This is a genomic window from Mycobacterium sp. OAS707 (genome assembly GCF_014873705.1).
Classification (GTDB): Bacteria; Actinomycetota; Actinomycetes; order Mycobacteriales; family Mycobacteriaceae; genus Mycobacterium.
The window spans coordinates 1,178,772-1,192,330 of sequence record NZ_JADBDS010000002.1; the positions used below are offsets into that span (position 1 = coordinate 1,178,772).

A 13,559-nucleotide genomic window follows, 5' to 3' on the forward strand; every position below is an offset into this window, starting at 1 on the left:
AGACGCCGCAGCGCCGTGGCACCTTGACCGTGACTCTACCTGCATGCTAAGCAGGTGCTCAGCATTATTGGGATTCGGAAGGAACCGCATCAGATGACCACGGACTACGACGCCGTCGACTACTTCACGGATCCGTCGCTGGTGCCCGACCCTCATCCGTACTACGACCACGTCCGGGCAAAAGACCCGGTGTGCTGCCCGATCACCAACGGCGTCCTTGCTGTCACGGGCTGGGAAGCCGCCAACGCCGTCTACAAGGACACCGAAAGCTACTCGTCCTGCGTCGCGGTCATGGGTCCGTTCACGCCGATCCCGTTCACGCCCGAGGGCGACGACATCTGCGCGCAACTCGAGGAACACCGCACCGAGATCCCCATGTTCGAGCACATGGTCACAATGGATCCACCGCAGCACACCGACGCGCGGTCGATACTGTCGCGACTGCTCACCCCCAAGCGCCTCAAGGAGAACGAGGACTTCATGTGGCGGCTTGCCGATCGCCACATCGACGAGTTCATCGCCGACGGCCGCTGCGAGTTCCTCGCCGCATACGCAAAGCCCTTCTCGCTCTTGGTCGTTGCCGATCTACTCGGCGTCCCCGAATCCGACCACGAGGACTTCCGGCAGTCCTTCGGCGCCGGTCAGCCTGGAACGAACATCGGTTCCCTGGACCACGAGGTCATCGCGCAGAACCCGCTGGCGTGGGCCGACGAGAAGTTCTCCCAATACATCGAGGAGCGCCGCGAGTCACCCCGCGACGATGTGCTGACGTCGATCGCGACCGCGAAGTATCCCGACGGCTCCACCCCCGAGGTGGTCGACGTGGTCAGGACCGCGACGTTCCTGTTCGCCGCCGGGCAGGAGACCACCGCGAAGTTGCTCGGCGCCGCGCTTCGGGTGCTCGGCGACCGGCCCGACATTCAACGGCAACTGCGCGCGGACCGCAGCCTCATTCCGGTGTTCGTCGAGGAATGCCTGCGCATGGACAGCCCGGTGAAGAGCGTGTTCCGGATGGCCCGCAAGTCGACGACGCTCGGCGAGACCCCGGTGCCGGCAGGCACCACGGTGATGGTCAGCCCGGGCGCGGCCAACCGCGACCCGAAGCGGTTCGACAATCCACACGAGTTCTCGCTCGACCGCAAGAACGTCCGCGAGCACATCGCGTTCAGCCGCGGCATCCATTCATGTCCCGGTGCGCCATTGGCGCGCGTCGAGGGTCGCGTCTCGATCGAGCGCCTACTCGACCGGCTGGCGGACATCAGGATCAGCGAGGAGAAGCACGGTCCGATCGACGCGCGCAATTACCTCTACGAGCCGACGTTCATCCTGCGTGGACTGACCGAACTGAACATCGAGTTCACGCCCGCCGGATAGGCTGGCCCCGGCGGGGGTCGACCGATCTCCAAGGGGGCCACATGCGCACGGTCATCGCGATACCGACCATCGCCTGCGGATTGGTCACGGCGGCAATATCTCTGGCGGGCCCGTCAGCGGCCGCCTGCGATTCAGCCGACTGCGTGCCCAACGTCGCACGCAACGTGGCGGCGGGGGCGCCATGCACTCCGAGTCCGTCGTTTGTCTTCGGCCTCGACGCGAATCACGGCACCCTCATCTGCACCCCGCAGGCGGTGTGGGTGCCGGTCGGACGCTTGGTCGGTGAGCGTGACGTGACAATGCCGTGCCAAACGCCCGGTGACACGGCACAACAACCGTTGGCGGGCAACGACTTACAGCTGATGCGGACCCGCGGGGTCCCGCTGAAGTGCGCGCGGATCAATTCGAGACTGCAGTGGGTGAACTTCTTCTAGGTGTCCCCGCGCACCCAACGGCTGGCCCCCTCGGCGGCCACGCACGTCAAGAACAGCCCGTCGGGGGCCTGCGCCATCTCGCCGTCCATCGCGGGACACGGGTCGTTCTCGTTCTTCACGCCGTGCATTTCGGTCGCGCGGAACCACCGCGGCTCGTATCGCCTGGGCGACCCGCAGAACACCAGCCGTCCCCACGACGTCACGCCGAACGCGTAGTAGGTGGGGTTGTCGCAATAGGAGCCCAGCACGACGTTGGGCATGATGCCCGGGGTGCAGCTGGGGTAATCGCAGTCGGTCGGATCTGCCGATGCCGACGGCGCAACGGCGAGCGTCGCGGAGAAAGTGAGCGCAGCAAGGACTGCGACGGCGGATCGCACCCGTGCATTTTGGCATAAGCGGGAACGAAATTCTCGCTTTTGGAGAGGATTGCTATCAGGCGAGATAGGCTCGGCGCTATGCGTGGAGTCCGTAGCGCGGCCGTCGTGTCGGCGACTGTGGCCCTGGTCAGCAGTCTAGGTTTAGCAGCATCAGCGCACGCCTCTAATTACGGGGTTGAACTGTCTGGCAGTTATCGAATGATCATGAACGGCGATTGGGCCAAGACGAACGAGGTCTTCATCGACGAGCAGACCCAAATTCAGACCTGGACGCTGAGTTCGGAATGCACCAGTCCGATCAACTGCACGGGCACGGTCACCAGCGACCAAGGCTGGACGGCGCAGATGACCAACACCGGGAATTACTGGGTCGTTGTGCGCGAGATCCCGAACTGGGAGCCGTGTCCCGACGGCACCGCCGTTTCAGGTACGCAACGGTTCTGGATGTGGGGCTGGGATCCCATCCAAAGCCAGCTCGACCCGAAATTCCGCGATCTTCTCGCAGGCCGCGTCAGGACACAGGCTGCGAGCGGCAATTGCGGCATCAACAAGCCGCTCGTCATCGAGGTGCCGATTCGGCTGGAGAAGCTCTCCTAGCCGCTCTGCCATCAGATCGGCAGAAGGTCCTGCCACGATTTGGGTTCGGCGCCGCCCGCCGCATTGGTCACCCGCTGCAGTTGCCCGTCGGGCGCCACGTAGAGGCCGGTGCGGGGGTCGTAGTGCGCGACCGCGACTGACGGTCCGCCAGAACCGTTTTCGTTGAACGCGCTCGGGGCGGCAGGAACTGCGCCGCTGTCCGGCGCAGGCCCCGGTGGGGGACCCTGCGGGGCCAGCGGGTTTTCGGCAGGTGGTATCGGCTCACCGTTGAACGAATTTCCCGGCGGTGGCGGTGGCGGCGGGGCAGCCGGCGGAGGCGTCAGCGCTGCCAACGGATTCGGTGGCCCCGGCGGCGTCCCCGGCGGCGTCCCTGCGGGCGCAGCACCCGGCGGCAGCGGGGTGCCTTCTGTCGGCGCGAAGATCCGGTCGTTGAAGTCGACACGGTCATCGACCGGAATGCCCTGCGCGACCAGGTTGGGGTCAAACGGATACGGACCGAGATAGTGCTGGCGCATCTGTATCGGCTGAAAACCCTTGGGGTCGTTGCAGAGTTCGACTGTCGGGGCACGCTTGCCGGGATGCCCCATGCACGGAAGGTTGCGGGCGCCGCGCACACCGATCGGAGAATCCTGAGGCAGCTTGCAATACAACCCGTCGGGCGTATCGATCACGCTGGTGTCGGCCGGCGAGCGCCATTGCGACGGCGGGAGGAAGCCGACCGTGCACGGCGGCGGATCGCCAATGGTGAACGCGAAGTCGCTTATCGGCAGACCATATGGGTTGTTCTTCATGATGCCGAACGACTGCTGCAGCGCGACTGTGCCGGGAAGCAACACCAGGAGTTGTTCCAGCGACGGGTTGTAGGTGACGAAGATCTGGCCCAGCGTGGTGAGATTGGCCAACAGGATCGGCAGCGTGGGCTTGATCTGGTTCAGCAGTCCCGAGACCTCGTTCGCGAAACCCGGTCCGTTCTGCAGGATCGACCGCAGATCGGGATCGTCCTGCGCGACCTCCTTGGAAATCCCGGCCAGGCTGTGCGCCCACGTCCTGATCGCGTCGGTGGTCTTCGCTTGTGAGTCCAGAAGCGGCGCACTGTCTTCGATCAACCCGCGCGACTGATCGGAGACGTCGTTGAGGTACTTGGTAATGCTCGTCGACGAATCGACCAGCGATTGGAAATCCTCACCCGCACCGTTGAACGCCTTGAACGTCTCGTCGAGCAGGTTGGCAATCCTGTCCTTCGGAATGCTCTTCAACAGTTCGTTGACCTGATCCAGCATGGGTCCGACTTGTTGTGGAATCGTCGTGTCCTTGGCCGGAATCACGGAGCCGTCCTTGAGATACGGACCAGAGTCGGTGCGCGGCCGCAAATCCACGTATTGCTCACCGACCGCCGAAACGCTGCGCACTTCGGCGTGCAGATCCGCGGGAATCTTCGGCGACGTCGCGAGCCGCAACGTCGCCTTGGCGCCCGTGTCGGTCAGCTCTACCCCGGTCACCTCACCGATCTGCACACCGCGGTAAGTCACGTTGCTGAACCGGTAGAGACCGCCGGTTGCAGGCAATTCCAGCGTCACCGTCAGGCGGCCAACGCCGAACAGCGACGGCAATTGCATGTACGTGAACACCATCACCCCGACACCGATCAGGGATGCGATGGTGAAGATGATCAACTGGTTTCGGACGAAGCGCGTCAGCATCAGCCGCCACCTCCAGGTGCGGGCGCAGGAGCAGGTACAGACGGGGCGTCAGCACCATATGGCCCCGCGAAGATCTGCGACGTCGTAATCGCAGGCGCGGCTGCGGCATTGGGCATTGTGGGCGGCGGAGCCACCGGCAACAAGGGCTCGGTCACCGGGGGCATCGGCCCACTCGGCGCCGCCTGCGGCGGGGGCAGCGCCTCGGCCGGCGGGGGCGCGACACCGAGCGACAGCGGGTTGTACGAGTAGTTGAGGTACCAGGGGTCGCCAGGAGCCGGAATCAGTTTGGCGTCTTCGTCGCCCCACCGCGTGCCGAGCAACAGGGTCCGCTTCAACCGCGGGTAGCTGATGTCGAAGACGGCGTACAAGTTGATGTAGTCGCCCTTGGTGATTCGATCGGCGAAGGCCGGGCCATAGGGGAACGCGAGAGCGAAGTTCAGTGCCTGGGTGATCTCGGGACCGATGTCGGCGAGCGCCTTGAGCGCCGGTTCAAGGTCCTTGAGATTGGTCACCAGATCCTGGCCTGCGTCATTGACCAGCGTGGACGTGGTATCGCTGAACTGACCGAGCTTCTCGAGCGCGGTCGTGAACTTGGGCCGTTCCCTGTTCAACACGTCCAGCGCCGGCGGAATGTCCTTGAGCGCACGGTCGATCACGTCGCGCTGGCCCGCGAACTTGCCGGCAACCCGATTCAGTTGCTGGATGGACGCGACGATGTTGTCACGCTGCTCATCGAGCACTCCGACGAAATTGTCGAGCCGGGTGAGCAGCTCACGGACCTCGGGGCCGCGACCGTTCAACGCGACGCTGAAGTTGTGGATGACGTCACCGATCTGCCCGAGCCCACCCGCGTTCACCACCGCCGACAGCGACGACAGCGTCTGTTCGGTGGTCGGGAACGTCGACGACTGATTCAGAGCCAGTGTGGCGCCGGGTTGCAGTCGGCCGCTTGGCTTTTCGCCCAACGGCGGGTCGAGCGCCAGGTGCATGGACCCCAGCAGGCTGGTCTGCCCAACCGTCGCCATACTATTGGCGGGCACCACCACGTCGGGCTTGACCGAGATCTCTACGTCGGCGTGCCAACCCTCGACCGTCATCTTGCCGACGCTGCCGACGACGACGTCGTTGATCATCACCGGCGAATTCGACTCCAGCGTCGCGACATTCGGCACCTCGACGTGATAGGTGACGGCGTCTGGTCCTCTACCCACGGCGCCGGGCAGCGGCAGTGAGTTCAATCCTTGGAACGAGCAGCCGGTCAGTGTCATGGCAACGCATGAGCCGACGAGAGCCAGTCTCTTCAGACGGTTCATGACGGTGCCCCCGCTTCCGCAGGCAGTGGTGGACCGGGTGGCGACGCCGGCGCTGCCGGTGCCTCGGTCTGCGGCAGCAGCATGCCGTCGACGGTCGGCGCTGTGCCTGTATTCACGATGGGGGGTCCGGGAATTGGCGCACCGGGGAACAACGCGGGTGATGGAATGGCAGGCACTTCGTCGTGGCCGTACATCCCCTGCCCCGGCGGCTGCGGAGCTCCCCAGCCGAGTGGCCCGGGCACATCGCCCATCCCGGTGTAGGCGGACACTGTAGGCGGTGGCTCTGGCGCATCGCCGGGTCCTGCGCCTCCTGGCGCCAGCTTCGGATCGGTGTAGAGGATCTTCCCCGGGCTGGGCACGGGCCGCAGGTACGCGTTGATCGGCAGCGGCAGATTGTTGAAGTTGAGCAGACGCAGCGCGGGACCCAGGTATTGCGCACAGAGTTTTGCGGTCTCCGGTGCGGTGGTGTTCTCGATACCGCCGATCAATCCGCAGACAAACCACACCGGATTCGAGAAGTTGACCAACGAGAACGCTCCGGTCACACCGCCGGACGCCGGGTAGTAGATGTTTTCGTAGTTGGCGATCGCGGTCGGCGAGACGTGGAGGACGTTCTCCAGAGCCAAATGTTGATCGACAAGAGTCTGCGTCACGGCGCCCAGACTTCTGATCTGCTCGGCTGTCTGGTTGCGGCTGCCCGCCACGAACCGTTGTACGTCGACGATCGCCTTGGACAGGTCGGTCAGCGCCATGTCAAGGTCCGACCTGCTGTCATTGACTACACTGCTCAGGCTGGCCAGCCGATCCTGAAACAGCACGATCTGCTCGTGGCTGTCGCGCAGCGCGGTCACGAACGTCTGCAGGTTCTTGATGATGTCGACGATGCTGCCGCTACCCTCGGCGAAAATTCTTGCTGCGCCCGATAATTGGGCGATTGTCTGGCGAAGCTTCGCACCATTGCCGTCCAAGGCATTCGCGGCGCTGTCGATGAACCGGGAAACGGAGGTACCCGACACTCCACTCTTGGGGCCCAATTCCGTTGCCAGGCGGGTCAACTGCGTTTTGACCTCGTCCCACTCGACTGGAACTGCGGTCCGGTCACTGGGAATTACTGCGCCGTCACGCATCTTCGGCCCGGCGCCATTCCGGTAGGCAGGAGTGAGCTGCACGTACCGTGCCGCCACGAGGTTCTGGGCGACGACGACGGCCTTGGCGTCGGCCGGGATCGGCACATCTCGGTCGACTTTGAGGGTCATCTTCGTCTGCGTGCCCTCAGGGACGATCGAATCGATTTTGCCGACCTTCACGCCCGAAATGCGCACATCGTCGCCCGGATAGATAGATGTTGCGGTCGGGAAATACGCGGTGATCGTCGTTGGCGCGAAGAAAATGTGACGCACCAGGAAGACCGCGCCCGCGATCAGCGCGAAGGCCAAAGCGATCGCGGCAACGGTGACAAGTCCTCGTCTGTTCATCGCGGCGGAAGGTCTCCTGGTTGCGGGATGCCGTTGACCGGGAACGGCAACTCGGCCCGTGGTCCTGCGTTGTCCGGCGGCTGGCCGGCGTCAACGCCTCGCCTGAACCCGAAGGCGTAGTCAAGGAACGGCTGGAGAAGCTGTGCAGGCTGGATGTTGGGCACGAGGGCGTTGTAATAGGCGCCGTTTGCCACGATCTCGCTTTGAGTCAGTTCGTATTTGGCCAACCCAGGAAGTGCCTTGGCGATGTTGTCGCGGTTGCGTTCCAGCATCTCGTTGACGCGGTTCATTCTCTCCAGAGCCGGCGCCAACTGCTTCTCGTTGTCTTGGACCAATCCGCGTAGTTGACTCGACACCGCAAAGGTGTTGGTGAGTAGGCTCGCGATCGCCTGCCTGCGCTCGTTGAGCACCGCGACCAGATCGTTGGCGTTGAGGATCAACGAGTTCACCTGCTGGCTACGCTCGGACAAAATCCCCGTCACGTCGCCTGCGGTCTTGATCAGTTCGGACAGGCTCTGATTCCGGTTGTTCAGCGACTGCGACAGTCGACTCAGGCCGTCGAACGTCGGGCCGAGTTCAGGCGCGATCTGGTCGAGCGTGGTCGACAGTGTGTCCAACGACTGGTTGAGCGTGTCGGTATCGGTGGCGGCAGTATTGGAGGTCAGGTCGCTGACGGCATCGGTCAGCGAGTAGGGGGACGACGTCCGCGTCGTCGGAATCACATTGTTCGGATCGAGCAATCCGTCGCCCGCCGACTCGAGCGCGAGCACGCGCTCGCCGAGCAAAGTGCCGGTACGGATGTGGGCCGTGGTTTCCGACCCGAGGGCATACTTTCCTTGGATGGTGAATCCGACGAGCGCATCCCCGTTCTGCAGCGAAACACTGGACACCGTACCGACTTTGATTCCTGAAACGGTGACGTCGTTGCCAGTGGCGAGGCCGCCGGCCTCCGAGAAGAGAGCCTGATACCTGATCGCCGTCGCCCATTGAAGCAGGCGTTCGGGCTGCAACCCGACGGCGATCACGAGGATGATCAGCACGACTCCGATGAAGCCGGCCCTGATGAGCTGTGAACCGCGATATCTCTGCATTAGCTGGTCTCCGCACACCTTCCCGTTTCTTGCTTGATCCACGGGAATTGAACGGTTCGGCCCTGAAGATCGCTGGCGCGGAACGCGATTCCGCAGATGTAGTACGGGAAGAACGCGCCGTAGGAGCCCACGCGCGCGAGCTTGCGATAGATATTCGGCAACCGCCCGATGCTGTCGTTGAGACGGTCCTTGTCGTTATCCAGGTTGGTCGCAAGGCTGTTCAGCTTGTCTACCGTGCCCGCCAGTGGCGGCCGCGCCTGGCTCAGTAGATCGGCAACATTTGCAGTCCCAGCGTCAAGTTGTTCGATCGCCGTGCCGATGGGGTCGCGGTCATCGGATAGACCCTGGATCAGCTGCTCCAACTTGTCGATCGCGCCCGAGAAGTCGTCGCCGTCCTTCGACAGAGTGGCCAGCGTCGTCTTGAGGTCCTCGATCAACTGCTCGATCACCTGGTTGTTGTCTGCCAATGAGTTCGTGAACGACGAGGCCTTCGAGAACAGCGAGTCAAGCGTCCCGCCCTGGCCCTGCAAAATTTGAATGAGCGACGCCGACAACGCGTTGACGTCGTTGGGATTCAGGCCCTGGATAACCGGCTTCAGTCCGCCGAGCAGTAGGTCAAGGTCCAGGGCCGGCGCCGTGCGGCTTTCGGGAATCTCCGATCCGGGAGGCAGCAGCATCGTCGAGCCAGGCGTGTCGACGAGTTCGAGGTAGCGATCCCCGACCAGGTTCAGATAGCGGATCGCGACCTTGGTTCCGGTCGTCAGCCGGATGCTGCGGTCGGCGTCGAATTTCACCAGAACTGTTCGATCAGGACGCAGTGACACTGCTTGCACAGTGCCGACCCGAAGGCCTGCTACCCGCACGGTATCTCCGGTTTCCAGCCGGGACGCATCGGCGAAGACTGCCGAATATCCGTTTGTCGGGCCGGTTCTCACCTGTCCGAAGATAACGAACAGGAATACGGTCAGCACGGCCATCACGACACCGAAGACCGTGAACTTGATGAGAGTGCCTGTGGCGCGCGTTTTCATCCCGGTTGCCCGATCTGTCCGACGTTGCGGGGCGGCCCATCGATGGGTCCGAACAACCACTGCTTGAGTCCATCAGAGTTCAGCAGGATGCCCTGATTGCCGTATTTCACCGGGTTGGTGCCACTGTCGGTGATCAGCAGCGGCGGCCGGAACTCAGGGGGCAGCTCGGGCAGCCCGAGCTCCTTGCAATACGGACCACCCTTGGCTGCCACCTTCGGCAGGTCCTGCGGGTAGCGATACCGTTCGACGCCGAGGGTCAAGCCGGCGGTCACCAGCACGTTCGAAAACTGTGGTACCGACTTCGCGAAGGGAACGAGTCCTCCGAGGCCGCACCACAGCGCCTCGTGATACCGCTGCAGAAGATCAGTGGTCGGCACGAACAAGTGCAACACATCAGTCAATGCCTGGCGGTTGCTTCCGATCACGTCGTTTCCGGCATCGGCGAGACCGATCGAGCTCAACAAGAAGGCGTCGAGATTCTGCTGCTCGTCGACGATGCTGCGGCTGATCGTGGTCGAGCTGTCGATCGTTGAGATCAGGTCGGGCGCTGCGTCGGCGTACGCATTGAACACCGGCGCGGCCGTCTCGATGTCATGGCTCAATGTCGGCAGGACCGGGTCGATCTTGGCCAGGAACGCGTTGAAGTCCGACAGCGACTGGCCGATCTTTTCTCCGCGGCCGTTGAACGCCTTGGCAATTGCGCCGAGGGTCTGATTGAGCTTGGTCGGGTCGATCTTGTCGAGCACCTGTACCAGTTGTTGAAAAACGGTGTTGACCTCGACCATCACGTGCTGGCTCTGAATCACCTGGCCCGGGCGCAGCTTCTGCGCCGATGGATCAGGCGGTGGAACGAGATTGACGAACTTGGCACCGAAGACCGTCGATGATTCGATGTCCACATTCACGTTGGATGGAATCAGGTGCAGTTGGTTCGGATCCATCGCCAAGCGGATGGCCGCCGTGCCATCGGCCTTCGACTCGATCGACTCCACGTGGCCGACCTGTACGCCGCGCATCTTGACCTTGGCGTCGTTGTTCATCACCAGGCCGGCGCGATCCGAGATCACGGTGACCGGTTCGGTCGGCGTCCAACTGCCCCGGAACAGGGAGACGGCGAGCACCACAATCGCGGCGATCGCCACGACGGTGCCCAAACCGGCAAGCGGGCGGACATAGCCGCTCGTGCCGAAGTGACGACCGGGCCGCCCAGCCACCGGCGTTGCCGCACTGGTGGTTTCGGACCGATGCGCCGGTCCGGGCCCGATGTTCCTCGTCACCTTCTCCCCTATCCCGACAAGTTGAAGTTGCCGTTGGCACCGTAGATGGACAGGGACACGAGCAGGGTCACCGACACGACGACGACCAGCGAGGTGCGCACCGCGTTGCCGACGGCAACGCCAACGCCGGACGGGCCACCGGAGGCGAAGTAGCCAAAGTAGGTGTGTATCAACAGGATCGTGATCGCCATCAGCACTGCTTGCAGGAACGACCACAACAGGTCGATCGGGTTGAGGAAGGTGTTGAAGTAGTGGTCATACAGCCCACCGGACTGGCCGAATAGCACCACGGTGGTGAACTGGGAGGCGACGAAGCTCAGGATCACCGCGATCGAATACAGCGGGGTGATCGCGATCATTCCGGCGACAATCCGTGTGCTGACAAGGTATTCGACCGGCCGGATCGCCATCGACTCGAGCGCGTCGATCTCCTCGTTGATCCGCATCGCACCCAACTGTGCGGTCACACCGGCGCCGAACGTTGCGGCCAACCCGATGCCGGCCACCACGGGTGCGGAGATGCGCACATTGATGAACGCGGCCAAGAAGCCCGTCAGGGCTTCGATGCCGATGTTGCCCAGCGAGCTGTAACCCTGAACCGCGAGCGTGCCGCCCGCGGCCAGTGTCAGGAAACCGACGATCACCACGGTGCCACCGATCATCGCCAATGTGCCCGCGCCCATGGAAATCTCGGCGATCAGCCGGATGATCTCCCGGCGGAAGTGGATGGCCGCATGCGGCACGCCACCAAGCGCCCGGATGTAGAACAGCATGTGGTCGCCGATGCGACCCAACAAGTCGGTGGGCCTGCGGAACTGCCGCGTCAGCCGCGGATACGTCTGCCGCAGGATCGTCATCGTGCCCATCAGATGTCCGCGGTCACTTCGTTGTCATCCGGATGCCGATGGCGGTGACCACCACATTGATCACGAACAGTGCCATGAACGCATACACCACCGTCTCGTTGACGGCATTGCCGACGGCTTTCGCACCGCCGCCGGAGATGGTCAGCCCCCGGTAGCACGCCACCAGGCCGGCGATCAGGCCGAACAGCATCGCCTTCACACACGAGATGATGACTTCGGGGACGCCGGTCAACAGCGTGATGCCCGCGGCGAACGCACCAGGGTTCACGTCTTGGATGAACACCGAAAACATATAGCCGCCCAGGATTCCGATGATCACCACCAGGCTGTTGAGCAAGAGTGCCACCAGACCCGAAGCCAACATGCGCGGCGTCACCAGGCGCTGCACCGGATCGATCCCGAGCACTTCCATCGCGTCGATCTCTTCGCGGATCGTGCGCGAACCCAAGTCCGCACAGATCGCCGTCGAACCGGCACCCGCCACGATCAGCACCGTCACGATCGGTCCGACCTGGGTCACCGCACCGAACGCCGCACCCGCACCGGACAAGTCGGCCGCACCCAACTCACGAAGCAGGATGTTGAGCGTGAAGCTGATCAGAACAGTGAACGGGATCGCCACCAGGAGCGTGGGCGCCAACGCCACCCGGGCAATGAACCAGCACTGCTCCAAGAACTCCCGCCACTGAAACGGCCGCCGAAAGATGCACCGCACCGCATCGGCCGACATCGCGAACAGTCCACCGACGGCCTGCATCGGCCCCGACAGGTTCTTGATCGCAGGCAGTCCGGCGGACCACCGTTCCGGCCCGCTACCCCGCGCCATTGGCCGATCCTTCCAGGATGGTGACGGCCGACACCGCGGTCGGTCCGCCGATGTTGTGCGCCAATGCAACTCGTGCGCCATCCACCTGGTTGGCCGCCTCTCCTCGGAGTTGCGCGAAAAGCTCCACGCACTGTGCGACGCCAGTAGCCCCTGGGGGATGACCCTTGGCCTTCAGCCCCCCGCTGGGGTTGACCGGCAGCGCACCGCCGACACTTGTCACCTCAGCCTCGACAAGCTTGTAGCCCCCGAACCGCTCGGCAAAGCCCAGATCTTCATAGCTGATCAGCTCAATTCCCGTGAAGAAATCGTGAACTTCGGCAACGTCGACGTCAGCGGGTGTCATGCCCGCCATCGCAAACGCCTGCTTGGCGGCGCGTGTGGTGGCCGGGAACGTCGTCATATCCGGCTTGTGCTGGTGCATCACCGAGTCGAGTCCGAGACCGACGCCGCGGATCCACACCGGGCGATCGGTGAAGCGATCGACCACCTCCTCGGCGGCCAGCACGAGCGCGGCGGCGCCGTCACTTTGCGGTGCGCAGTCGTAGAGGCCGAACGGGGTGACGATGGTTGGCGCCTCGAGCGCCTGCTTCATCGTGATCTCAAAGCGCAACCGGGCCTTCGGGTTGTTCGCACCGTGACGGTGGTTCTTGACCGCGACCATGGCCAAGTGCTCCCGGGTCGCGGGTGACTCATGCATGTAACGGCGGACATGCAGCGCGAACCCGGCCGGCGAGACCAACCCGAGCGGATAGTCCCACGCCATGTCGCGGGCCATTGCCTCCCACTTCCACAGCATGTCCTTGGACGTGGTGTCGCGCAGTTTGTCCGCACCCATCACCATGGCGACGTCGAAAGCTCCCGACGCCACGCCGAACAGCGCGTTGCGTACTGCGTCATTGCCTGTGGCACAAGAGTTTTCGACGCGCGTAACCGGTAGGTCGGGAAGCCCGAGCGAATCGGCGAGGATACCAGAAGGGAAGCCGTCGGCCGTTCCCATCGCGCCGAACCAGGCAGCCTGCACGTCGGACTTCGCCAAACCCTTGTCGACGCTTTTCGCGCAGTCGGCGAACGCCATCGGCAACAGGTCCTTGATGCCGAGCGCGAAATGCTCGCCGAACGCAGTCATTCCGGCCCCGACGATCGCCACGCGCCTCATGCGCCGACCTCGCTGGCTCGGCCGGCGCATTCCGTGCTGATG

The 13,559-nt window shown here is 63.6% G+C and carries 13 protein-coding genes; 3 read left to right on the plus strand and 10 right to left on the minus strand.

Annotated elements, in window-relative coordinates:
• Positions 1 to 93: 93 nt before the first annotated feature.
• On the plus strand, positions 94 to 1,374 hold the full coding sequence (locus GGC64_RS16490) for a cytochrome P450 (protein WP_192723548.1): 1,281 nt from the start codon (positions 94 to 96) through the stop codon (positions 1,372 to 1,374).
• Positions 1,375 to 1,415: 41 nt separating this feature from the next.
• A complete protein-coding gene (locus tag GGC64_RS16495) occupies positions 1,416 to 1,808 on the plus strand; it encodes a hypothetical protein (protein WP_192723549.1) in 393 nt (130 codons plus the stop codon).
• Here the strand turns inward: GGC64_RS16495 and GGC64_RS16500 are convergent.
• Positions 1,805 to 2,185: a hypothetical protein gene (locus GGC64_RS16500; protein WP_192723550.1), complete on the minus strand. Its 381-nt coding sequence runs from the start codon at positions 2,183 to 2,185 to the stop codon at positions 1,805 to 1,807. The two genes, GGC64_RS16495 and GGC64_RS16500, sit on opposite strands and share 4 nt — an antisense overlap.
• Before the next feature lie 204 nt (positions 2,186 to 2,389).
• Between GGC64_RS16500 and GGC64_RS16505 the strand changes: the two genes are divergently transcribed.
• Positions 2,390 to 2,782 carry a hypothetical protein gene (locus tag GGC64_RS16505; RefSeq protein WP_225951761.1) on the plus strand — a complete coding sequence of 131 codons (393 nt, stop codon included), beginning with the start codon at positions 2,390 to 2,392 and terminating at the stop codon, positions 2,780 to 2,782.
• Between the two features lie 11 nt (positions 2,783 to 2,793).
• On the opposite strand, the gene GGC64_RS16510 is transcribed toward GGC64_RS16505, so the two are convergent.
• From GGC64_RS16510 to GGC64_RS16550, 9 genes are read right to left on the minus strand one after another with little or no spacing between them, the layout of a single operon-like run.
• Positions 2,794 to 4,482, minus strand: coding sequence for an MCE family protein (locus tag GGC64_RS16510; protein ID WP_192723552.1), 1,689 nt, complete (start codon positions 4,480 to 4,482; stop codon positions 2,794 to 2,796).
• Positions 4,482 to 5,795: an MCE family protein gene (locus GGC64_RS16515; RefSeq protein ID WP_192723553.1), complete on the minus strand. Its 1,314-nt coding sequence runs from the start codon at positions 5,793 to 5,795 to the stop codon at positions 4,482 to 4,484. Before GGC64_RS16515 ends, GGC64_RS16510 begins: the two co-directional genes overlap by 1 nt.
• A complete protein-coding gene (locus GGC64_RS16520; RefSeq protein WP_192723554.1) occupies positions 5,792 to 7,270 on the minus strand; it encodes an MCE family protein in 1,479 nt (492 codons plus the stop codon). The genes GGC64_RS16515 and GGC64_RS16520 overlap by 4 nt, the downstream gene beginning before the upstream one ends.
• Positions 7,267 to 8,361, minus strand: coding sequence for an MCE family protein (locus GGC64_RS16525; RefSeq protein WP_192723555.1), 1,095 nt, complete (start codon positions 8,359 to 8,361; stop codon positions 7,267 to 7,269). The genes GGC64_RS16520 and GGC64_RS16525 overlap by 4 nt, the downstream gene beginning before the upstream one ends.
• Positions 8,361 to 9,392, minus strand: coding sequence for an MCE family protein (locus GGC64_RS16530; protein ID WP_192723556.1), 1,032 nt, complete (start codon positions 9,390 to 9,392; stop codon positions 8,361 to 8,363). The genes GGC64_RS16525 and GGC64_RS16530 overlap by 1 nt, the downstream gene beginning before the upstream one ends.
• Entirely contained in the window at positions 9,389 to 10,669 is a 1,281-nt protein-coding gene (locus GGC64_RS16535) for an MCE family protein (protein WP_192723557.1), read from the minus strand. Before GGC64_RS16535 ends, GGC64_RS16530 begins: the two co-directional genes overlap by 4 nt.
• Before the next feature lie 8 nt (positions 10,670 to 10,677).
• Entirely contained in the window at positions 10,678 to 11,535 is an 858-nt protein-coding gene (locus GGC64_RS16540; protein ID WP_192723558.1) for an ABC transporter permease, read from the minus strand.
• Between the two features lie 13 nt (positions 11,536 to 11,548).
• Positions 11,549 to 12,361 carry an ABC transporter permease gene (locus GGC64_RS16545; protein ID WP_192723559.1) on the minus strand — a complete coding sequence of 271 codons (813 nt, stop codon included), beginning with the start codon at positions 12,359 to 12,361 and terminating at the stop codon, positions 11,549 to 11,551.
• Positions 12,348 to 13,517, minus strand: coding sequence for a thiolase family protein (locus GGC64_RS16550; protein ID WP_192723560.1), 1,170 nt, complete (start codon positions 13,515 to 13,517; stop codon positions 12,348 to 12,350). The genes GGC64_RS16545 and GGC64_RS16550 overlap by 14 nt, the downstream gene beginning before the upstream one ends.
• Positions 13,518 to 13,559 lie beyond the last annotated feature (42 nt).

Coding starts and splice junctions, on each gene's coding strand:
- GGC64_RS16510 (WP_192723552.1), bottom strand. CDS start 4,482: ATGCTGACGCGCTTCGTCCGAAACCAGTTGATCATCTTCACCATCGCA.
- GGC64_RS16505 (WP_225951761.1), top strand. CDS start 2,390: ATGAACGGCGATTGGGCCAAGACGAACGAGGTCTTCATCGACGAGCAG.
- GGC64_RS16490 (WP_192723548.1), top strand. CDS start 94: ATGACCACGGACTACGACGCCGTCGACTACTTCACGGATCCGTCGCTG.
- GGC64_RS16540 (WP_192723558.1), bottom strand. CDS start 11,535: ATGGGCACGATGACGATCCTGCGGCAGACGTATCCGCGGCTGACGCGG.
- GGC64_RS16515 (WP_192723553.1), bottom strand. CDS start 5,795: ATGAACCGTCTGAAGAGACTGGCTCTCGTCGGCTCATGCGTTGCCATG.
- GGC64_RS16530 (WP_192723556.1), bottom strand. CDS start 9,392: ATGAAAACGCGCGCCACAGGCACTCTCATCAAGTTCACGGTCTTCGGT.
- GGC64_RS16520 (WP_192723554.1), bottom strand. CDS start 7,270: ATGAACAGACGAGGACTTGTCACCGTTGCCGCGATCGCTTTGGCCTTC.
- GGC64_RS16495 (WP_192723549.1), top strand. CDS start 1,416: ATGCGCACGGTCATCGCGATACCGACCATCGCCTGCGGATTGGTCACG.
- GGC64_RS16550 (WP_192723560.1), bottom strand. CDS start 13,517: ATGAGGCGCGTGGCGATCGTCGGGGCCGGAATGACTGCGTTCGGCGAG.
- GGC64_RS16545 (WP_192723559.1), bottom strand. CDS start 12,361: ATGGCGCGGGGTAGCGGGCCGGAACGGTGGTCCGCCGGACTGCCTGCG.
- GGC64_RS16525 (WP_192723555.1), bottom strand. CDS start 8,361: ATGCAGAGATATCGCGGTTCACAGCTCATCAGGGCCGGCTTCATCGGA.